We start from the raw sequence: 22,491 nt of genomic DNA on the forward strand, positions 1-22,491 counted from the left end.
TTGCTGTCCTTAGAAGCTGCCGTTGTAGACTTTTGGCGTGTAGTTGACGGCCACACGGCCCGGATTATTGAATTGCAGTTGGATGGTGGCCTGGGCACCGGCCGCCAGCGAAGGCGCGGCGGTGATGTAAGGCATGCCGTTGACATAGCCGGTAGCGTTGGCCAGGGTCACGTTGGCCGGCAGGCCTTGCAGCACATAGTGCACCGGCGCAGCCATGTCGGCGCCGCTGCTGTTGGTCAGCCAGGCGGTGGCGGTGCCGATGTTGCTGAAGCGGCCCTGCACCAGGCCGGAACGCTGGACCTGCACGCCGGCAGTGACGTCCGTATACGCGGCCGGCAGGTCCAGGCTGATCACCACCGGATCATGGTCGGAGGCACGGTAAGGCAGCGCGTTGTACAGGGCCTGGGCCGCAGCGTTCCTGCCATCCAGGTTGTAGTCCAGCACTTCCGGCTCGTCGGCATTGATATTCCACAGCACGGCGCCCGCCACTTGCTGGCTCAGCGAAACGCTGGCCAGGGCCTGGTCCAGGTAACCGCTTTCCGCACCGAACACATAGGAATGCGGGATCCCATTCGGACGCACGAAGCGCTCCAGCTGGTTTTCGAAGCGGACCTGGCGCTCTTCCGCGCCCAGGAACAGGATCGGGTCTTCCATGCCGTGGGCATTGAAGTCGCCGATCAGCAGTACGTCCTCGTCGCCGGCCGCCGCCACAACTTGCGGCACGAAGCTGTCGGCCAACTGCTGCACCTGTTCCAGGCGCAGCTGGTTGTAGCAGCCCTGGCCGTCGCCCTGGTCGACGTTGCCGCCGCTGGGGTTGCTGCAGCGCTTGGCGCGCAGGTGGTTGACCACCAGGCTGAATTTCGCGCCGTTGGCGGCCTTGAACGCCTGCGCCATGGGAGGACGCTCGTAGATGGCGTTGGCATCGGACAGCGCGCCGCCCACCAGTGCCAGTTTGGCAGGCTTGTAAATCATCGCCACGCGCACCGCATCGGTGCCGGTCGCTGCCGGCTTCGGCACGTAGGCATATTCCACCTTGCCGTAAGCGGCATTCAGGCTGTCGACCAGGTAGCTGGCGGCATAGTCGCCGTTATTCTGGATCTCCATCAGGCCCACCACGTCGGCGTCGATCGCCTTCAGTTCCGCCACGATCTTGTCGCGCTGGCGCACGAACTCGGTCATATTGTCGGCGCCGCGGCAGTTGCTCTTGCTGGTGCCCGCACCCAGGGTGCAGCCCTGGCCGGTTTGGCCCAGCACGTCCGTGCCGTCGACGAAGGTGGTGAAGAAGTTCAATACATTGGCGCTGGCCACCTTCACATTGCCCGCCGCCACTTCGGGGGCGGCACTGCGCGGGTTCGCGCGCGAAAACACCGGGGTCTCGGTCGGCTGCAGCTTGAAGCCTGCGCCACCGCTGCCGAGCGCGCCGAAATCGACCACGCCAGTCAGGCCGCTGACCGTGTCGCCGCTGCGCACAGTCCCGTCCTGGCCGATATACGGCACGCTGTTCGGCGTGACGAACAGGCCGTCATCCAGCGTGATCATATTGGCTGCGTTGGCGGCTGCCATGGCAATTGCTTCCGGACTGCGTGCCCGATAGCGGTTGGTCGGCACTTCGCGGCGGCCATCGGCCAGCGCCAGCTCGCCGCGGCTGCCCAGCGATTCGGTGCCATTGACCGTCAGCGTGCCCGGGAAGCGTACCAGCATGCCTTCCACATTGGCCAGGTTGGTGCCGAGCAGGTCGATATTGCTGGGCGTGATGCTGTGGCCGCTACTCTGCGTGACCACGCTGGTCACGTTCGACAGCTCGGTGTAGGAGCGGGCCGCGCCGCTTGGCTTGTACTCGGTCACGGTGCCGGCCACGCGCACCAGGTCGCCCACCGCAGCCGTCACCGGCGCCGCGCCCATGTAGACGAACATGCCGTCCGACGTGTTGGGATCGCCGTCGCCGGCCAGGTCCTGGATGAAGAAGCCGCTGCCGACCTTGGCGGTCAGCACGCCTTCGGTGGTCAGCTTCGCCCCGTTGTATGGGCTGGTAGCGCCCGCGCCTTGTACCTGGTGCACCGGCACCACGGAACCCGCGCCCATTTCCACGGTAACGCCGACGGTGCAGCTGGCATCCTGGCCCTGGTCGTTGGTGAACTTGACTGCCACCGGATAGGTGCCGACTGCCACCGATGGCGATGCCACCAGCGACACGCTGGCATTGCCGCCGATGCCGGCGGCCGGCGTCAGGCTGCCCAGGCTCAGGCCCGGCACGGCAGAGGAGGTAATCAGCGCACCGTTGACCATGCCGTCGGCATCCGAGGCCGACAGCGCAATGCTGCCGCCGGCGCCGAAGGTCAGCGTGGCGCTGGCCGGGCAGACCGGCACGATGGGTTGCGGCACCGGGCCGTTGTCGCACATATTGGCCGGCGACGCGGCAGTGCGGAATTGCGGCGCGACGGCAGTGAAGTCGGCGGCATTGTGATTGGTGTCGCTGCAGCCGTTGTTGGCGCGCAGCAGGCTGGTGGTGGCGCTCATCCCCGGCGCCGTCGCGGTTTCGGAGAAATTGGCCGAGCCGTAGCCGACCACGTCCTGGATCGCCGCGCTGCTGGGCTGGGCGCCGCTGAGCGCCGTGTTGTTGTTGACCAGCGCCACCTTGCCCGAGGCGCCGCTCATGTTCACGCTGCCGTTGAAAAAGTCGGCGGCGACGTCGCTGCCGACGGCGGTATTGCTGCTGGCCAGCTTGACCAGGAAATATTTGCCGGGATCGATGCTGGTGCCGGCCGGCAGTTCCGCCCTGCCCCAGCTGGAGCCGCTGGCCGACGCATACTGGATGGTCCAGCCGCCCACGGCCACCGCGCTCGTGCTGCGGTTGAACAGTTCCACGTAATCGTAGCGCAGGGTCGCGCCGTTGTTGCCGCCCGCGCCGTACAGCTGGCTGATCACCACGTCGGCCGCGAACGCCGGCTGGCAGGCCAACAGGGCGGCCAGCGCGGTCGCGCGCAAAGGAATGCGTTTGTCCATCAAAATGTGTACCCCCAGAGTATGTACCAAAAGGAATTTTTTATTGTCCTTTTGCATATTAACTGTTTGATATGACTAATTGGTGACACGGGAGTAGTCCGAACGGACTAACGAGGGTAGGGCCGCGCCAGCGGTTCGCCTATGAACAAGCCTTGCGCGGGCCAGGCGACGCTGCGCCAATAGGCTTCGATGGCAGTGGCGCCGCTGAGGTAATGCTGCAACAGGATGTGCGGATGGGGGAACTTCTGCCAGTGATTGCAGGGTTCGCTGACCGTGCCGTAACTGGCGGTCGCGCCGGCCTCCAGCCAGCGCAGGCTGCTCATTTGCCCGCTGCCCAGCAAGTCACCGCCGTAGGAAGTCAGGTGGTCGGCCAGGGCGCCGGGCAGGAAGCGCAGCGTCTCCAGCTTGCCGACGCGCGCCAGCCCGGTCTGGTAGAACATGATGTCCTGCGCGCCCTCCAGCACGTCCTGCTTCAGCGCATGAATGGTCAGCTTGCGCGCCGGGATCGCACCGCTGGGCGGAAAGAAGCGTGCCCGGCTATTGCGCGTGGCTTCGCTGGTCTGCAGGAAGTAGGCGCCGGCTTGCGGCAGGCTGAAGCCGGCTGCCTTGCCGCGCTCGGCCACCGCGCGCGCCACGTCCAGCGGTTCGGCCGGCAACAGCATCGACAGCCGCATCCCGGGCGGCAGCTGCTTGGCATTGAAGTAGGGATTCTTGCGGCCCGGCGCGCAACTGCGTTCGCACTGCGCGGCATCGAAGCCCAGGGTGTAGGCCGACGTCAGGCTGTTGCATTCGACCGCGTACGGCGCCGTCCAGGCAAACAGCACGGCGCGCGCCTGCGCGGGAAGCTGGCTGTCGATCTCGTTTTTCAGCCGCGCAAACGCATCGGCATCGAGGCGGTGCGGCTTGCCGGGCACGCTGACGTGGGCGATCTGCGTCGGCGGGATGCCGCGCAACTGCGCGTAGTAGGCGCCCAGCGCCACGCTGGCGGGATCGGCATCGTTGACCACCAGCCCGAGCTGGGCCGGCTGCAATTGGGCCCGCGCCCCGGTTGCAAATCCGGCTGCAACCAGCAGGAGCGCGGCTAAGGCGCAGCGTTTAGCCGCGATGGTAGACATCCTCGAAGCGAACGATATCGTCCTCGCCGAGGTAGCTGCCCGACTGCACTTCGATCAGGTGCAGCGGCAGCTTGCCCGGATTCTCCAGGCGATGGCTCATGCCGATCGGGATATAGGTCGACTCGTTCTCGGTCAGCAGGGTCACCTTGTCGCCGCAGGTCACGCGCGCGGTGCCCGACACCACCACCCAGTGTTCGGCGCGATGATGGTGCATCTGCAGCGACAGCTTGCCGCCCGGGTTGACGATGATGCGCTTGACCTGGAAGCGGTCGCCCATGTCGATGCCCTCGTAAGAGCCCCAAGGGCGGTACACCTTGGTATGGTGCAGGTGCTCGGTGCGGCCGTTGGCCTTCAGGTGGTCCACCACCTGCTTCACGCGTTGTACGTGGTCCTTGTGCGCCACCAGCACTGCATCGGAGGTCTCCACGATCACCAGGTCCTGCACCCCGATTGCCGCCACGATGCGGCCCTCCGCGCGCACCAGGCAGTTACTGGCGCTATCGGTGTACACGTCGCCGCGCGTCACATTGCCGTTGCCGTCCGACTCCAGCACGTCCACCAGGGCAGACCAGGAACCGACGTCGTTCCAGCCGATCGATGCTGGCGCCACGATAGCCTGTTTGGTATGTTCCATCACTGCGTAGTCGATGGAATCGGATGGACAGGCCGTGAACGCTGCCTCGTCGAGGCGGCAGAAATCCAGGTCGCGATAGCCTTTGCTTACCGCTTCTTCGCTGAACCTGGCCATATCGGGCTGGAATTGCGCCAGCTCATGCAAGTAGGCGTCGGCGCGGAACAGGAACATGCCGCTGTTCCAGAAGAAGTGTCCGGCCTCGATAAAGCCTTGCGCAGTCTCACGGTTTGGCTTCTCGACGAACCTGGCGACCTTGAAGCAGCCTTCGGCCGGCAAGGGTTCGCCGCTCTGGATGTACCCGTAGCCGGTTTCAGGCGCTGTCGGCACGATGCCGAAGGTGGCCAGCGCCCCGCCCTCCACCTGGGTGGCGGCGCGCTGGATCGCCGCGTAGAAAGAGTCCACGTCCTTGATCACGTGGTCGGCCGGCAGCACCAGCATGACCGCCTCGGGGTCGATCGCTTTCAGGTAATGGGCGGCGGCGGCCACCGCCGGCGCGGTATTGCGGCCCACCGGTTCCAGCAGGATGCCGAGCGGATGGACGCCGATGTCGCGCATCTGTTCGGCCACCAGGAAGCGGTGCTCGTTGCCGCATACGACCAGCGGCGCCATCATGCCGTTGCGGCCACCCAGGCGCAGTACGGTTTCCTGCAACATCGTCTTGTCCGACACCAGGGGCAACAATTGCTTCGGCAATGCCGCACGCGACAAGGGCCACAAGCGGGTGCCGGCGCCGCCGGACAGGATGACGGGATAAATTTTCATATCAGAGTTGTCTCTTTGGCAACATTGTACGCGGCACGCCGGGTCGCGCGGCGGTCCCGCGCATTCGCCCATCCGCCGCCTTCTGCTTGCGAAATATGCTGCATTTCGCCAGCGCGGTCGACACTATACTCTTTGAACACGATGAGTTCGTCGAGCGTAACGTCTGGTAAGACCCGAGTATATTCGAACAACACGCTGCGCACTACCCTTGCCCCGCTGCGAATGTGGCTGCCGTGGCCAATCCACGTCGGCCCGATGATGGTGGCACCGGCCTCGATGCGGCAACCGGAGCCGATATATACCGGCCCGACGATGCGGGAACCATTCCAGTCGATGCTGGTGTTCAGGCCGACCCACACGCCCTCCTCCACCTGCACGCCCGGCACGGTCATATGGGCTACGCCACCGGTCAGCACCCCTTGCAGCACTTCCCAGTAGTCTTTCACGCTGCCGATATCGATCCAGTCGAATTTGCGCGTCTGGCAGTAGAACGGCAATCCGCGCTGCGCCAGCAGGGGGAATAATTCGGAGCCGATATCGAACTCCTGGCCCGATGGAATCAGGTCGATCACCTCGGGCTCGAACAGATAGATGCCGGTGCTGGCGCAATTCGATTTGGCCTGCGCGCGCGAGGGCTTTTCCTGGAATTCGATCACCCGGCCATCGTCGTCGCTGACCACCACGCCATAGCTGCTCACCTTCTCCCACGGCACTTCGCGCGTAATCACGGTCGCCAGCGCGCCCTTGCGCCGATGCTCGTACAGCGCCGATTTCAGATCCAGGTCGATCAGCGCATCGCCGCACAGCACCACCACGGTCTCGTCGAAGAACCCGCCGAACTCCTGGATCTTCTTGATGCCGCCGGCGGAGCCGATCGGCTGCGGCACCACTTCGCCCTGGTCGTTGGTATAGCCTTCAAAGGAATAACCGATCTGCACGCCAAACTGGTGGCCCTCGCCGAAATATTCCTCGATCTTTTCGTGCAGGTAGCTGACATTGACCATGATCTCGCTGACGCCGTGCCGCTGCAAGTGCTCGACGAGATAGGCCATCACGGGTTTGCCGAGGATCGGGATCATCGGCTTGGGCAGTTCATAGGTCAAAGGGCGCACCCGCGTGCCCTTGCCGGCCGCCAGAATCATTGCTTTCATGGGTTGTCCTTTTCTAGAATCAGCTCGGGTGCGGAGTACAGCCGCTCATACGCTGCCAGCAGCTTGGGTGCCTCGTATTCCCATTCGAGCTCGTTGACTACTCGGTTGCGCCCATAGGTACCCATGCGGGCGCGCCGCTCCGGATCGTCCAGCAATTCCACAATCTTCACGGCCATGTCGACCGGGTCGTTCTTTATCGCGTACAGCGACGCCTCCTGCGCCGATACCCGGCCCTCGGTCAGGTCGAACTGCACGATCGGTTTTCCCAGCGCCATGTACTCCATGATCTTGTTCATGGTGGACTTGTCGTTCATCTCGTTGGCCACGTCCGGGTTGACGCACACGTCGGCCGTGTTCAGCATTTCCAGCAACTGCTGGTCCGGCACGCGCCCGGTGAAGGTCACGTATTCCGCCACGCCCAGCTCGCGCGCCATCTCCTTCATCTGCTCGAGCGACGTGCCGCCGCCCACCAGGCCGAAATGCACGTCGCGCCGCCCCATCTCGTGCACCACCACGCGCGCGCTCTGCAGCAGCAGGTCGATGCCTTCCTGCGCGCCCATCACGCCGACATAGCCGACCAGGAACCGCCTGCCCTGCTTCAGCTGCGCCACCGGCGGCAGCACGCGCAGCCGGTCCAGCTTGGGCCCGCTGCGCACCACGTACACCTTGTCCGGGTCCATGCCGCCGCGACCGACCGCAATCCGCTTGTAGGAATCGTTGGTGGCGATCGACACGTCGGCGGTGCGGAACGACAGCCGCTCCAGCCACACCGTCAGTTTGTAGAAGAAGTCGCGCCGGCCGAACTTGGCTTCATACAGTTCAGGATTGATGTCGTGGTGATCGAACAGGAAGCGCTTGCCCAGCGCGAACTTGAAGAAGCCGCCGACCAGGAACAGCAGGTCGGGCGGATTGCAGGCGTGGATCACATCGAAGCCGTGGCGGAACAGCACCTTCCACGCCAGGCGCGAACTATGGAACAGCGCCGCCGAATACTCGATGGCATAACCCAGGGCGCCTTCGGCCTCCATCGGCAGCTTGTAGCGGTAGATGTGGATACCGTCCAGCTCCTCATAGCGTGCCTCATAGCCCTTGCCGGTCGGGCAGATGATCGCCACCTGGTAGCCATTGGCATGCAGCGTCGTCGCCTCCTGCCATACGCGCCGGTCGAACGGCGACGGCAGGTTTTCGACGATGATGAGGACACGGCGCTGCTCCGCCCGATTACCAGCAGATGCCATCGTATGCCCCTTCACTCTGCTTGCCGGAGACACGCACCAGGTCCACCAGGTGCTGTCCGGGCCGCAGCCTGTCGGGCACGCAATGGAACTCCGGCGCGCCATTGCCGATCACCACCGTGTCGGCAAAGGCCAGCACCGCATCCATCGAGTCGACCATCAGCCGCGAGATGTGGGGAATGATATTCATGATGTAGTCCTGGTTGGCTCCTGTCAGCGCCGCCAGCTTTACATTCTTGTCGTACAGGCGCAGGTCATAGCCCTTGCCGATCAAGTGCTCGATCACGTCGACCAGCGGCGATTCACGCAGATCGTCGGTGCCGGCCTTGAACGAGAAACCGAGGATGCCGACTTTCTTGCCGGGCTTTTCCATCACCATCTTCAAGCCCTTCTCCACCTGCTTGTGGTTGGAAGGCAGGATGGCATTCAGCAGCGGCAGTTCCAGGTCGAGCTGGCGCGCCTTGTAGACCAGCGCCCGCACGTCTTTCGGCAGGCAGGAGCCGCCGAACGCGAAGCCCGGCTTCATATAGTAGGGAGAGAGATTCAGCTTGGTGTCCTTGCAGAAGATCTCCATCACTTCGTGGCCATCGATGCCGACCGCCTTGCAGATATTGCCGATCTCGTTGGCGAAATCGACCTTCAGCGCGTGCCAGGTATTGTCGGTGTACTTCACCATTTCCGCCGTCTCGACGTCGGTGCGCACGACCGGTGCATCCATGCCCGCATACAGTTGCAGCAGCAGTTCGCCGGAACGCTCGTCGGTCTCGCCGATCACCGTCTTCGGCGGATGGTGGTAGTCGTGCACCGCCGTCCCTTCGCGCAGGAATTCCGGATTGCTGCACACGCCGAAGTCGATGCCCGCGCGCTTGCCCGACGCCTGTTCCAGCGTTGGTATCACCAGTGAACGCATGGAGCCCGGCAGCATGGTGCTGCGCGCCACCACCACGTGGAAAGACTCCTTCTCGCGCAAGGCATGGCCGATCTGCTCGCACACCTTGCGTACAGCGCTCAGGTCAAGATTGCCGTTCAGTTGCGATGGCGTCCCGACGCACACCAGGGAAATTTCGCTCGCCATCACCGCATCGCGCACGCTGTCGGTGGCGCGCAGGCGGCCGTCGCGCACCGCGCCGGCGATCATCTCGCCGATATCCTTTTCGATAATCGGCGTACGGCCTTCGTTGATCAGCCCTACCTTGGTGCGGTTCGGATCGACCCCGATCACCGTATGGCCCTCCGCCGCCAGGCAGCCTGCCGAAACTGCACCTACATAGCCCATGCCAAAGATACTGATCTTCACGATGACGCTCCTTCTAGTAAGGTAATTTCGGTCACGATCGTGCTGGTGCCGCGTATCGCTCCGCGCCACGCTGCTGTCGTGATGCCGGCTTTGCTGTCAAAGCTGCGCGAGATCCATCCCGCGATTGGCGCCGTGCCGGCGCAATGGAGTTGCGGCCCATTCCCGAACTGGCATGACATGTGCAAACCCTTATCACGCTTGGCGATATGCAAAGCTTGCCCAACCGTTTCGGCATGGCAGCCTTCTGCAAAATGCCAGTGCAGGGCTACCTCGTGCTCGCCAGAACATTCTAGGGTATCTTCCACGATCACCGCGTTCCGATTGGAATCGAAACGAATGGCACGGCGATGCATGACAGGATCGCGCAAGCGCAGATAGCCGTCTTGTTTTCCCTCAAAGAAATGAGTCGCGTCGTGTGACAACGCGACAGCGTTGGCCTTGCGCAGCCACATGAAGTTGCCGCCGATCTCGGACTGGTCCAAACCGTCAACCTGCACCGTGTTATGCGCCGCCGTGCTGCGGAAGTAATCGCGCCACTGGCGATGCGTATGGTAGGCATAGGTCCCGGGATCGACCAGCATTTCCTGTCCGCCCATCGAGAGCGTGAATGCCAGCGCGTCGGCGTGTCCGTGTGCCGCCAGCGAGAGATAGCCTAGCGGGCCGCAATCGACCACGATGCGCACTTCCTGCGCCGTGCCGAAGCCTGCTCCGAGCAGGTAGTAGCCGCCGTCGGGGAAGGATAGGCGCGGCGTTTCGCGTGCGCCGGCCGCGGGCGCGGGCAACGCCGCCCAGCGCGCGTCGGCATCGGCAAACAGCCAGCGGTTGCGATCGTCGAGCACGCCAGCCTTGGCCTTGAAGTCGGCGCGCTTGAACAGCAGCGCCGCGCTGGCCAGCAGCGATCGATACGGCGGCGCGGACGATGCATCGAGGCGCAGCATCCGGGCGTCGTCGGCATCGCCGGTCATCGGTACGTTGCCGCCCACGTCCATCACGGCCGCGAGAAATTCCGCCATGCGTTCCAGGCGCGCCAGCCATCCGCTCGGGAAACTGGCGCCGTTGGCTTGCGCCGCCAGCTGGCATAGCAGCATCATGTCCATCACCTCATGGTGATAGTAGATCGCCTGCTCCTTGTTGACGCCATCCTCCCAGTTTTGCTGCAAGCCCTGCTCGACCAGGCCGCGTTCAGCCGTGGCGCGCCAGCGCACGCTCTCCGGCCAGCAAGGCCATTGCAGGCTGGCGATGTACAAGCCCATGTACTCGCCGAGCAAATGGTTATTGGCCGAGGAGTGGCGCGACAGATGGTGGCTGATGAAGTGGCAGTGCTTGTAGACCGCATTGAGCCAGCGGTGGCGCCAGTCGTCATCAAGGCTGCCGGCCAACAATTGCCATGCGGCCGACCAGTTCAGCAGGCGCACGCCCAGTTCCAGCGAACTGGCCCAGTGCACGCCTTGCGGGTAGGGACATTGGTCGAGCCAGGAAATGAGCAGCGTGCGCGCGCCGTCCCGGTATCTGCGCTCGCCGGTGGCGCGCCAGGCCTGCGCCAGCGTCACCAGTTCCAGGTGCCGGCTCGGCTCCCACAGGTATTTGATATCGCCCACCAGCGCAGAGTCGCGGTAATCGATCGACGGACCCGGTGCCATTGGCGCCGTGGTGCCGGTGCGCGGATCGCGGTTCCATTGCGGTGGAAAGCCCAACGGCGCCCCTTCCAGCGCAAACACGTTCCAGCGCCCGGCCAGCAGCGCATCCGCAGCCATGCATAGCGCAGCGACGTCCACCTGTTCCGGGGCGGCGAGAAAGGCAGCGCCAAAGCGGTCCAGGGCCGGTACCGGCGGATAGCTCGCCAGCCCGAGCCCCATCGCGGCAGCTTTGCGGCGCGCCAGCTGGTGCACGCGCCAGACAACTTCGGCAGGTCCCATCAGTTTGAGGCGATTGATTTTCCAGGCCAGTGCAGTCATTGCGGCAAAAATCCCAGTTCGCGATACAGCCGCTCAAGCCGCGGCAACACGGCATCGCTGCTGAAGGTGGATTCCACCTTGCGCCGCGCCGCCTCCCCCATGCGCCTTGCCAGCGCCTCGTCTTCCAGCAATTGTGCCAGGCGCGCCGCCAGCGCTTCGACATCTCCCGGTTCGACCAGGAAGCCTTCCACGCCGTCGGCCACCGCTTCCGGAATCCCGCCGACCGGCGTGGCCAGCACGGGCAAGCCCGCCGCCATGGCTTCCAGCACGCTCATTGGCAAGCCCTCGTTGTACGAAGGCAGCGCATACAACGAGGCCAGCGCCAATTGCTGCTGGCGGCTTTCCGCGCCCACCCAGCCCAGCAGGTTGATGTGGCTGGCAATGCCCAGTTGCGCCGCGCGCTCGCGCACCGCATCCAGCTCGCCATCCCCGCCCAGCCGCAATTCCAGCGCCGCCACCTGCGGCGCCACCCGGGCCGCCGCCTGCAGCAGGTCGTAACTGCCCTTGCGCCGGCCCAGCCGCCCCAATGACAGCACGGCACCGCGCCGCCGCTGTTCCCACGCACTGGCAGCCGGCAGCAGCACCGGGTTGTAGATTGCTTCGACATGGGGATTGCGCGACATGCCCTCCACCCAGCAACGCCAAGCCTCGGACAGCACCACCACCCGCGTGCTGCGATCGAAAATGAAGCGCACAAAGCGCTTGCGCCAAGGCCCGCACTCTTCGCCGTAGAACACTGCAAATTCAGCTCCATGCAGGTGCAGGATGGCCGGCACGCGCGCCGCAAAAGCCAGCAGGAAAAAGCCCGACTTGCGCCAGAAGCTGGCACGCGACGCCAGGTGCACATGCACCAGCCCCACCTGCCCGCGCATCAGCATCGCGGCAAAGGCCGCGTAGGCCGCCAGCATCACGCGCAGCTTGCGCCACTTGCTGCCGTCGCAATGCGTGGCCAGGTAGCGCACGCCAAAACGCCGCAGCATGCCGGCCTGCGCATATACCCTGACCACGGACGCGATGCCGCCCATGGTGTCCATTCCGGTCCCGAGCATCACTATGGTCTTCATGAGCGGCGTCCATCCTTCCATTCATTGACCACCCAGCGGAACTTGCCCGCCGCCGTATTCGGCAGGTCGTCCCGCAGCACCACCTTCACCTGTACCGTCGCATCGACCAGGTGGCGTATGTTGTGCAGCAGCTTGTCCTGGTCCGCCTGCGAGAATCGCAGATCCGGCACCAGCCGCAATTCCCACGCGCCGGGCCCCACCTGCGCCACTTGCGACTTGCGCACGTTCTCGACGCCCTTGAAAGCAAAGGTCAGCACCGAAGGACTGATTTCGGAACCATCGCCCCCGGTGATGCGGTCCTCCAGCTTGCCGGTGACCGGCTCGATCATCGGGAAGGGCCGGCCGCACAGGCAGTGCCCGTGCTTCCAGCGCGTACGGTCGCTCAAGCGATAACGCAACAGCGGCATCGCCAGGTTATGCAGAGTGGTACCGACCACATGGCCATAGCCGTCGGTTGGTTCGCCATGCTCGTCCAGGATTTCGACATGCGAATAGTCCGGATTGATGTGCATGGAGCCGTACTCGCATTGCGTCGCAAAGGCCACCCGCTCCGCCATGCCGTACATGTCCATGATCTTTGCCGCCAGGCGCTCGCGGATCAGCTCCTGCTGGTGCGGGTAGAGCGGTTCGGAGGCCGTGAACAGATGCGGGATGGACAGGCTCGTGCCGCGCCGTTCAAGTTGCTGCGCCAGCGCGTAGGCAGTGGACGGGTATGCCTGCATCATGGCGGGCGCATAGTCGCGCAGCTTGTCGATGATGGAATCGACGCAGTGGTCGGTCAGGTGCCGCGACGAGAGCAATAGCTGCCGGTTGTAGCGGTTCTCGAACCAGAACGGCGGGCGCTGCCGGTCCAGTCCCGCCACCATGTCGCCGCGCAGGGTGGCGCGCGGCATGCCGTCAACATAGCCGGCCCAGCTCCAGTGACGCTTGATGAAGGCCTGTTCCATCTGCACCGACTGCAGGCTGCGGATAATCACCAGCGGCGTCCCCGTCGTCCCGCTGGTCTTCCCCAGCGCCTGCCATGGGCGCCGGGAGCCACCGTTCGGATACAGCGCCAGGGGATGCTCCAGCAAGGTCGACTTGTCGACAATCGGGAACAACTCGCGCAAGGCATGCCGCGCCTCGACCGGCGAGAAATCGGTGGTGATGTGCGCATAGTAAGGCAGCTTGGCGATGGCCGCCTGCAGGCTGCGGTGCAACAGCTTGTCGCCCAGCACCTTCAGCGCGTAATCGTCCATCAACTCGTGCCGCCGCAGGCGCCGCACCAGGCCCTGGCTCAGCGCATTGTCGCGCACCAGTGCGCGGCCGCCATACAGGAATTCCTTACGCAATTCGGCCAGCATGATCGCCTCCCACCAGGTTCTGATAGCGTTGCGCCACCGCCGCGCCCAGCACGCGGTAGCTGCGCGCCGCTTCGATATACGCAGGGCCGGCCGCTGCACGTTCGCGCGCAGCTTGCGGATCGCGCAAGATGGCCAGCAAGCCTTCCGCCATGGCCTGCGGCGTGCTGGCCGCCAGCCAGCCGGCGCCGCTCGCGGCCAGCACGGCTTCCTGGTCCGGAATGTCGTTGCCTACGCATGGCATGCCCAGCGCCAGGTACTCCAGCAACTTGGTCGGCGAGCTGACGTCGTACAGGGCGCCGCGCGGCACGTACGATATGGCGGCTTGCGCTCCAAGCAGGTATTCCCAGGCTTGCGCGGGCGGCAGCCAACCGGTGACCTGCACCGCATCCGCCAGTCCCCGTTCGCGCGCCGCACCAAGCAACAGCGGCACATCGCCCTGCTGCGGCGAGCCGCCGATGAGGAGCAGGCTGGCATGCGGCAGCTCGCGCCGCACCAGCACCAGCGCATCGAGCACGCGCTCCAAGCAGCGTGCCCGGTCCAGCGTGCCGAGGTAGGCGACCACCGGCCGCGCTTCCCAACCGGGCCAGGAGCGTGCCGCCGGCCGCGCTTCCGGCCGCGCGACCGCCTCCATGTCGACCCCCATCGGTACCGCGCTGATGCGCCCAGCCGGCACGCCATGCCGCGCCACCAGGCTGGCCATGGCCTCGCTTTGCACGAACACATGATCGGCACGCGGCAGCAGCACGCGGTACAGCAGCCAGCGCTCGGCGCGCCCTTTCGCCAGCACCAGCAGCGCCCGCAGGCGGCGCACGCTGCGCTTGCCCTGCAGCCGCGCCAGCTCGTCTTGCGCGCGCTCGATGCGTCCTTCGCTCATCAGGTATGACAGCCAGTACATCATCGGCAATCCCTTCATGCGTGCCACCAGCAACGCCAACAGCCCAATGCTGACCATATCGCGCACTTGCACCGCATCGTGGCTACGGCGGTTGGCACCGAGCAAAGCGCGCAGGCATAGCCAGAGAAAGGAAAGCTCCGCTTTCCAGCGCGCACCAATGCGTGCCCGCCGTGAAGAGGCAAAGCCTTGGTTATCGGCAGGCGCCGCGCTGCCTTTGCCAACCAGGTGGCATTGCACGCCATGGCGTGGCAGGTATTTTCCAAACAGGGTCGCCACGTCGGCGCGAAAAGTCGGCAAGGGTTCCGGCACGAGCTGCAAGATGCGTACTGGGCGAGCCATGCTTCATCCTAGCAAGAACTGCTCGATTTCAGCGCCCGGTTCGCCTCGCCCTTCCAGCCTTCCCGCCGCCAATCGCACGCGCTGCGCCAGCTCCTCGCGCCGCGCCGGCTGTTCCAGCGCGCGCGCCAGCGCCTGGCGCATGGCCGCCACATCGTCGTGCGGCACGAAGCCCGGGTAGTCTTCTCCAAGATAGGCTTCGATCGCCTCGTGGCGGGTTGCCACCAGCGGCTTTCCATGCCGCAGGACACGCAGCAGCACGCTTTGCCCGCACGCTTCGCCGAGTCCGCGCAGCGGCATCGCCACCACGCTGCTGCGCGCCAGCAGGCCTTCGAATTCAGCCTCCGGCAGATCGCGCAGGATGCGCGTGCTGTCGCGCGCCGGCTGGCGGATCTGGTTGCGCTGCGATGCGACGATGACCAGCGGCGCCGGCAGCGGTTCGGCCGCCTCCAGCAGCAGGTCGTAATCGCGGTTGGAGAAACCACCGGCGAAAATGCTGCCGTCATCGTCCTGTGGCGACGCGCGCCCATCGAGCTCCTGCCGCCAAAGATGGCAATGCACGTCCTGCGGCGCCATGCCGACAGCCTGTACCAGGTTGCGCGCCTCGCCGGGCGAAAAGGCGATAAAGCCCAGGCCCGGCACGCGTAGCGTACGCAGCACGCGGTCGGCAAGGCGGCGCGCCCGCTTGCCGTGCACGAAGCAACTCATCACCAGCAGGCGTTCCGGCCGCGGCACAAGGCGCGCCTTGACCAGCGCCAGCACCGGCAACGCCTGCCAGCCGACGACCAGCAAGCGGTCCTTGGTCGTCCACAGGCCGAAACAGCGCAGCAGCTTGGGCGAGAACATCGACAGCACAATGGCGAGCTTGCCGCTCATCCCCGGCGTGCCGGAACCGACCACCGTCACGCGCGCACCGCGATCGCGCAGGTAGTCGGTGATATCCCGATAGCTGCCGGCTTGCGGAAGAAGCACATGGATCATGGCCGCCTTCCCTCCGCCACCACTTCGCGCAGGATCTGCAGGTATTGGCGGCTGACTACATCGGCTGTGTGCTCCGACGCATAGCGCAAGGCGCCGCCGTCCTGCAAGGTGCTGTAGTACTCCGCGTCGTCGTACAGGCGATTGATGGTGGCCAGCATGGCCGGCACGTCCTGCGGCATCATGCCGGTCCAGCCGGGCACGATGCTGAACGTCGATTGCGGGCACAGGACCGGTGTGCGGGTCGACCACGAATCGCACAGGAAGCCCCAGCCGGAATGGCTTTCCGTGTAGGCAAACCATGCCGACGACAGGCGCTGCAACGCCTCGATCCGGGTCACCCCTTCCACATGTTCGACACGATCGCCCAGCCGCTCCTGCAATTTTTTCACGATATGGGCATACGGCCCGCGGCCAATGACCACGAAGCGCTCCACCGGCGTGTGTTCAAGGATGGCCGGCACGGTCTCCAGCCAGCGCTCGCAATTCTTGTGGCGGATCAGCGAGCCGACGTAGATCATTTCACCCTGCCGCCGTTCGCGCGCCGGGCGCCAGTCCGCCGGCCGCTGCGCGCAATGCGCCGCATAATAAGCGCGCCGCCCGCGCAAGCCAAGCGTTGCCAGCTGCGGCAAGTCGGCAGGATCATTGCTCATCAGCGCATCCACCTGCCCGCACACCTGCCACCAGCGCATGCGCCCGGCGACGCGGCCGATGGCCGGCACGCCGCCGTAATAACGCCGGCGCAGCAATTGCACCGGATCGGCCGACTCCACGCGCAGCAGCACCGGCACCGGGTACAGTGGCCGCAGCAGTTCCAGCAACGGCAAGCTGTGGAAGGAATTCACCAGCAGCACATCAGGCTTGAAGGCGTCGGCGATTTCACGCACCTGCGGCAGGTAGCGCTCCGCCTCATGCGACAGCGCGCGCAGGCTGGGAAAGATGCGGTGGATCGGCACGCCCTGGAAATTCTCGTAGGCCGCGCCCGTCTCCGAACTCTTCAGCGCGGACACGCGCGACGTCACGACTTGCACCGCCACGCCTTTCGCCACCAGCGGCGGCAGCACGTGCGCCACCTCGTCGAAGGTGGGATTCAACCCGGGATAGATGGCAAGTACTTTCATGAAACCTCGCGCAGTAGTTGGCGTCCCAGCACTCGGTTGATAAGCTGTCGATCTTTCTCATCAATCGCACCCGACAATAACAGCGCTACCGCAAAAACGGCGCACAACAGCAGAGTTCCCACGGTAGCAGCCAGCACGCCTTGCCCCGGCAACAGCCATGCCACAACGGCCGCCGCACCGATCGCCAGCAAGGCGCGCGCCCACCAGCGCCAGCCCAGTGGCCAGGCGAAGCCGCGCCGCCGCATGCCTGCCACGACCAGCCCGTTCACGATCAACTCGTTGCCCAGCAAGGCTGCCGGCACCAGCCACAGTCCCAGCGTCGCGGCACCGGGCCAGGCCAGCACAGGCAGCACCAGCAAGGAGCACAGCGACGCCAGTGCCCACATCCCCATCAGGCCAACCGCATTGCACACCACGTTGAGGATCAGGCGATGCAGGCGCAGCGCCAACCAGCCGCACAACACCGCAAACAACAGACGGTATTCGCCGAAGCGCCCGCCGCTGGCCAGCTGCAGCACCAGGTCGCCGTACACCGCCGCTACCGCCAGCACCGGCAACAAGCTCAGTGCACTGACCTTGAACACGAAATGCGCCCAGCGCTGCAGTTCGCCGTAATCGCGATTGCCGGCATACGCGCCAATCATGCGCGAGCGCACTACCGAGAAAATCACCATGCCCGGCATGTAGTTGCGGATGATATCGGTCAAACGCAGGACGAATCCCAGCCCCGCCATGGCTTCCGGCGCCTGGCTGCGCGCGAGCAACAGGATCAGGCAGGACGGCGAATACAGGTATTCCACAATGCCGCTGGCATAGTTATGCAGGGCCACCGCCCGCATCTGCGCGCGGCTTGGCTGCTGCCACCCCTGCTGCGCCTGCGCCGGCAGCTTGCGCACGGCATGGGCGACGAATGCCGCCCCCAGCAGCAGCGCGCCAACGCTGGCCCCGAGCTCCGCCAGCAGCAGCGTGCGCGCCGTGCCGCCATCGATTGCCAGCAAGGCGCAGGCAATGACCGTGCCGCGCAGCACCGTGACGATCTGCATGCGCGTTTGCAGGGCCAGCGCTTCCAGCGTGTTGTCGCGCAGGATGCGCATCACGCCCTCCACCACCAGCAGGATCGCCACCACGGCTGCCAGTTCGGGCGGGAAGCTGGCAGGCAGCCAATCCAAGCCGCGCGCCAGCCATACACCGCCGGCCACCAGCCCCAGCAGCAACAGGCGGCAAGCCGCCACGCCGATGACCAGGCGCGCCAGCGCATGGCGGCTGCCGCGCAGGCGATATTCGGGAAGGAAACGCAACAGGACCCAATCGAGGCCAAAGCTCGATAGCCCAAGGACGAGTTCCACCAGCGCCATGCCGACCACATAGTGGCCGAATTCGGCAGCCGGCAGCACGCGTGCCGACAGCCCAAGCACGCTGGCTGTCAGCACGGCGGTAGGCACCTTGCCTACCAGGAAAGCGGCGATATTGCGCCGCGTCTGGGAGCCCGAGTATGGTGCGGTCATAGCATGGCTCAGTCTCCCCGGCGGCTCAAGGCAGCGGCAGCGTGATGGTCTGGCTGCCCACCGTCAGCACGCGGCTGGTGGTGCCGGTGGTCAGCTTGACCGCCGGCTTCTTGCAGCCCACGTCCAGCAACACCACGAACTCGCCCTTGACTGCGGCCGGACGCGTAAATGCCGCATGGCCCTCAATGCCGGTGCGCGGCGCCGGTCCGTCGCGCTTGACCAGGGTGGTCCCCGGCGTGATCGACTTCACGCACAGCGAACGGTCGCCGTTGACGATGGTTGCCGTGCCGTCCGCATTGGCCGTGATGGCCACCGCAGCATGGAAATTCCATTCCCAGGCATGGGCCACCGGTGCGGTCAGCGTATCCATGACCACGGCCGCATCCTGGCTGCGGAAATACCATACCTTGCGCCGATTCAGCGACAGCGCGCCTTCGAATGCCGGCGTCGCATCGCCCTCCACGTAGTCCATGGCGGAGGTGGTCGAGAAGCCGGTGATCTTGCCGTTGCGGCCCAGGTTCACCGTATTGCCTTCGATCCGCTGTCCAATGCCATTGTCGTAGGTGACCGCGTTATGCGACTTGGTCGCGCGGTACCAGCTGCTCCACAAGGGCGAGCCGTACCAGTCGTAATAACCGGCCTCGATCAGCAAACGCTTGCCGCCGCTGTTCAACACGATCGAATTCTGGTCGCCGTGGCTGTGGTTATACGAGCCGTAAGGGCTGGCCTTGAAATACAGCGAAGTGCGTTTCGTGTCGGCCATCGAGCTGTGCATGGCGGCCCAGCCCACGCTCGGGTAGAACGCACCGTTCGGCGGCGGCACCGCGCTCGCGACAGTGTTGACCGGCAGCGGCGATGGCGCCTGCAGCAGCGTCAACGGGTCTTCCACCCCGGTCATGCTGTTGTAGTACCACTTGGCAGCCGGCGTATTGAAGCGCGAAGCGAAAGCCTTCAACAGATAGGTGTTCGGCACGTCTTCATGGCCATCGCCGAACACATGGTTCGGCGTACCGGGCGGCACGAAGTGCGCCATGAAGCGCAGGAAGCCGTCCGACCAGGGCTTGCGGTAGATCGAAACACCGAGCGCCTGGCTCAGCGGGTCCCAGATCTGCACCGAAAAGTCGGCCGCCGCCTGGCCGTATGCGGTACCGTTGGCATAGCCCCCTTCCGGTCCGCTCCAGGTGTAGACCTGGTGCACATAGGTGCGCACGGCGAAGTCGAACCAGGTCTGGGCCGCCGGCACATCGCCCAGGTTGAGGGCCGCGATCAGGGCCAGGAAGCCCAGCGTATTGCCGCCATGGGCATCGTAAGGATACTGGTCCATGCGGCCATTGCTGCCGGCAAGATCGTTGTAGATATCGGTAGTGCGGCGCGCGATATTCGATTGCCAGCTGGCCTTGCGCGTCGCGTCGAGGTTATTCCACAACATGTCCAGCGCCTTCGACAGCGACATCGCAATGGTGCGGGTCGCCTGGTCCTGGTTGGCATAACTGGTCGGCCCGGTCGGGCTCAACGCCGCCAGCTCATCGCCGCGCTTGATCGCTTCGTTCAGGTAAGCGGTAGCGATCGCCTCGCCCTGTTTCAAGCGGTACAACAGGGCTGCCGCTTCCACCTGATGCGCGGTGCGGTTGATGCGGTTGCGGATGTCCGAGTTCTGGTTGCTGAGCGCGGTGGTCATGGTCCCGCTGCTCAGCAGCGGCCAATCGCTGTCCTTGACCGGCGCCATGCTCATGCGCGACTGCACGGTTTCGATCAGGCGCCGCACCTGGTCGCCGCGCTCGGTGACCGTGGCCGTATTCCATTTCAGGTAAGGCAGGAAAGTCGGCGACAGCATGCGCGAGCGGCCATGCCGCAGCACATTGTCGCGCAAGGTCGCATTGTCGTACACCTCGAACTTGGTGGCGCTGCTGTCGATGGTGAAACTGCGCACGGTCGACCAGTCTTTCGCCACCGTTTCAGCCAACGGCACCACCGCAGCTTCGGCAGCCGCTTCGATCTGGGCCAGGTTGGAACCGGCGGCCTTGGCCTTGGCGCGCGCCGCCGCATCGGCATCGTTCATCGCTTGCGTGCGGGTAAAAGGCGCGACTTTCCAGGTATAGATGCCGGCAGTGGGGAACGCATGGGTCGGCAACAGCCAGTTGCGCGGTACCGCATGCTTGATCGGCGATGCGGTGCCCGGCGGCTGGATGATCACCAGGTACCAGGTGGACGAGGTCGCAATCGGATAACGCGACCAGGAAAAGCCGGGCGGATTCTGCGGCTGCAACTGCATTTTGTCCGGCGCGGGGCGTACGGCTTCGATGTTGGCGGAGATCGCCCAGTCGGCGCGACTGGCGGGGGCGAACGTGCTCAGGGCTGCGAAAACGGCATAGGGCAAGAGGGAATATTTAACGAATTTCATGTGATACTCTCCAGACAATTTCGTTTGCGAATCAATAAGTTAACAACGCTTTTGATCCGCCACAACAAGGAAAGTCTACATCACGCATTTCACAAATTCGTTCCTGTGCGACAAAAGTTTTGTAACAGTGTCGCTCAGAAATGACACAATTCCCTAGCGTTGGGACGCGCTGAAACGGCATAACTGGACAATCGTCCCCATGCACATCATCAGGAGCAGCTGGGCGGTGGGTTCATCCATCAGCGCGCGGTTATAGACCAGCATCATCAGGAACAGCAACATGGCTGCGACGCAGGTATCGGCCAGCGCGAGCTGGGCCACGCTACCTTGTTTTCGGCGCACGTAGCGCCAGGCAGCTAGCAGGGAAAACAGTAGCATGGAGCCATAAGCGAGAGCGCCCAATAGGCCCACATCCCATAGCAAAATGCCGAGCGCGGTGGCATCGAGGTGCAAGGGCTGGTAACGCTTGGCAACCTCCCCCGCACCAAGCAGGCCGGATGGCTTGGACGCGCCGGGGCCGTATCCCACCAGGCGGCGCGGCACCGTTGCCAGCGGGTCGTTGGCCCACAGCGCGAGCGAGGCGGCACGGCTGACTTCACCGGTGCGGTAATTGACGTTGTTCGGATCAAAGAAGTAGCCGCCGCCACGGTCCAGCTTCTCGGCCACGTTGTGCGCCGACTGCACCTTCTTGCCCCAGTACAGGGTTTCGTACACGGTATAGGTGGTGCCGATGAAAGCTGCCAGCAGCACGGCGAAACCGATGAAGGCAGCGATGCTGCGCAGGATACGGCGCCGCAGCACCCAGGCCAGCACCAGCGGCAGCCAGATGAAGGCCGCCTTCACTTCACCGAGCAGGATGATGGCAAAGCCGACCGCCTGGAACGCCCACATCGCCTTGCCCGACATCTGGCCCGCGTTCCAGCGCGCCGCCGCATAGCCCATGGCCAGCACGGTGAACAAGACCATGATGGCGCTGTTGCCGCCAAAGCCAGGCGTACCGCCAAAGGTGCCGACGATCGAATCGAAGCTGGTTGCCGTGGCAACGAAGAAGTGCTGGTACAACACGACCGGAACCTGGATCAGCACCACCCAGAACATCATGCGCCAGCTGGCCTCCAAATGATTTTCCTTCCAGCGGAACCAGTACAAGGCGAACAGCACCGAGAACATCGGCAGCATGGCCTTGGCCGCGGAAAAAATCTGCGACTTGGGCACGCGATTGAACACCAGGCTGACGGCAAAGGCCGCCACAAACAGCAGCGCTGCGATTTCAACGGTGGAGCCGTCACCCTTGCGCATGCGCCGCTGTTCGCGCTTGTGCACCACCAGGTCCAGCAGCGCGCGGCAGAAGAACAGGATCGCCAGGCCAAAGGCAAGCCAGGCGGACGGCCGCAATTTCAGGAAATACACGGCCGACCCTTGCAGCAGGAAGGTCAGCACGAACAGGCACCAGAACATGCCGTGCAGCGGCAGCACGAACAGCATCAGCACCGACAGCACGGCCGTGCCGACGATGGCTATCAGCGGCGGCGAATCGAGCCCGCCCACCATACCGACGAAAATCGCCAACAGCATGAACGGCAGCAACAGCATCAGCGGCAGCCCGCGGTTCGGGCGGGCCAGTGCGCGTGGGTTGGCGGCCGCAGTCGCTGTCGCCGTCGCGGCGCGATGGAACAATGGCAGGCGCATCATCGCC

Annotated in this window: 15 protein-coding genes; all 15 read right to left on the minus strand. The window is 64.7% G+C overall.

What is annotated here, in order from left to right:
- Positions 1–9: 9 nt before the first annotated feature.
- Entirely contained in the window at positions 10–3,003 is a 2,994-nt protein-coding gene (locus BM269_RS20075; RefSeq protein WP_090441402.1) for an ExeM/NucH family extracellular endonuclease, read from the minus strand.
- A 107-nt stretch (positions 3,004–3,110) separates the two neighbouring features.
- Complete coding sequence (locus tag BM269_RS20080; protein ID WP_090441042.1) at positions 3,111–4,118, minus strand: TIGR03790 family protein; 1,008 nt, start codon at positions 4,116–4,118, stop codon at positions 3,111–3,113.
- A complete protein-coding gene (locus BM269_RS20085) occupies positions 4,099–5,514 on the minus strand; it encodes a mannose-1-phosphate guanylyltransferase/mannose-6-phosphate isomerase (protein ID WP_090441045.1) in 1,416 nt (471 codons plus the stop codon). The genes BM269_RS20080 and BM269_RS20085 overlap by 20 nt, the downstream gene beginning before the upstream one ends.
- On the minus strand, positions 5,511–6,665 hold the full coding sequence (locus BM269_RS20090; RefSeq protein WP_090441047.1) for a nucleotidyltransferase family protein: 1,155 nt from the start codon (positions 6,663–6,665) through the stop codon (positions 5,511–5,513). Before BM269_RS20090 ends, BM269_RS20085 begins: the two co-directional genes overlap by 4 nt.
- Complete coding sequence (locus BM269_RS20095; protein ID WP_090441049.1) at positions 6,662–7,903, minus strand: glycosyltransferase family 4 protein; 1,242 nt, start codon at positions 7,901–7,903, stop codon at positions 6,662–6,664. The genes BM269_RS20090 and BM269_RS20095 overlap by 4 nt, the downstream gene beginning before the upstream one ends.
- Complete coding sequence (locus BM269_RS20100) at positions 7,887–9,197, minus strand: nucleotide sugar dehydrogenase (RefSeq protein ID WP_090441052.1); 1,311 nt, start codon at positions 9,195–9,197, stop codon at positions 7,887–7,889. The genes BM269_RS20095 and BM269_RS20100 overlap by 17 nt, the downstream gene beginning before the upstream one ends.
- On the minus strand, positions 9,194–11,152 hold the full coding sequence (locus tag BM269_RS20105; protein WP_090441055.1) for an alginate lyase family protein: 1,959 nt from the start codon (positions 11,150–11,152) through the stop codon (positions 9,194–9,196). The genes BM269_RS20100 and BM269_RS20105 overlap by 4 nt, the downstream gene beginning before the upstream one ends.
- The gene (locus BM269_RS20110; RefSeq protein ID WP_170860440.1) at positions 11,149–12,216 is read right to left on the minus strand and encodes a glycosyltransferase family 4 protein; all 1,068 of its coding nucleotides are present in this window, start codon (positions 12,214–12,216) and stop codon (positions 11,149–11,151) included. The genes BM269_RS20105 and BM269_RS20110 overlap by 4 nt, the downstream gene beginning before the upstream one ends.
- Positions 12,213–13,559, minus strand: coding sequence for a phenylacetate--CoA ligase family protein (locus tag BM269_RS20115; protein WP_090441061.1), 1,347 nt, complete (start codon positions 13,557–13,559; stop codon positions 12,213–12,215). Before BM269_RS20115 ends, BM269_RS20110 begins: the two co-directional genes overlap by 4 nt.
- On the minus strand, positions 13,540–14,793 hold the full coding sequence (locus BM269_RS20120) for a glycosyltransferase (RefSeq protein ID WP_090441064.1): 1,254 nt from the start codon (positions 14,791–14,793) through the stop codon (positions 13,540–13,542). The genes BM269_RS20115 and BM269_RS20120 overlap by 20 nt, the downstream gene beginning before the upstream one ends.
- Positions 14,794–14,796: 3 nt before the next feature.
- Positions 14,797–15,771: a glycosyltransferase gene (locus BM269_RS20125; RefSeq protein WP_170860441.1), complete on the minus strand. Its 975-nt coding sequence runs from the start codon at positions 15,769–15,771 to the stop codon at positions 14,797–14,799.
- The gene (locus BM269_RS20130; RefSeq protein ID WP_090441069.1) at positions 15,768–16,889 is read right to left on the minus strand and encodes a glycosyltransferase family protein; all 1,122 of its coding nucleotides are present in this window, start codon (positions 16,887–16,889) and stop codon (positions 15,768–15,770) included. Before BM269_RS20130 ends, BM269_RS20125 begins: the two co-directional genes overlap by 4 nt.
- Positions 16,886–18,394, minus strand: coding sequence for a lipopolysaccharide biosynthesis protein (locus BM269_RS20135; RefSeq protein WP_090441072.1), 1,509 nt, complete (start codon positions 18,392–18,394; stop codon positions 16,886–16,888). The genes BM269_RS20130 and BM269_RS20135 overlap by 4 nt, the downstream gene beginning before the upstream one ends.
- Positions 18,395–18,419: 25 nt before the next feature.
- Complete coding sequence (locus BM269_RS20140) at positions 18,420–20,795, minus strand: heparinase II/III domain-containing protein (protein WP_229204716.1); 2,376 nt, start codon at positions 20,793–20,795, stop codon at positions 18,420–18,422.
- A gap of 153 nt (positions 20,796–20,948) precedes the next feature.
- Complete coding sequence (locus tag BM269_RS20145) at positions 20,949–22,487, minus strand: hypothetical protein (RefSeq protein WP_090441074.1); 1,539 nt, start codon at positions 22,485–22,487, stop codon at positions 20,949–20,951.
- Positions 22,488–22,491: the final 4 nt, after the last annotated feature.

Source organism: Duganella sp. CF458, from assembly GCF_900113115.1.
GTDB lineage: Bacteria > Pseudomonadota > Gammaproteobacteria > Burkholderiales > Burkholderiaceae_D > Rugamonas.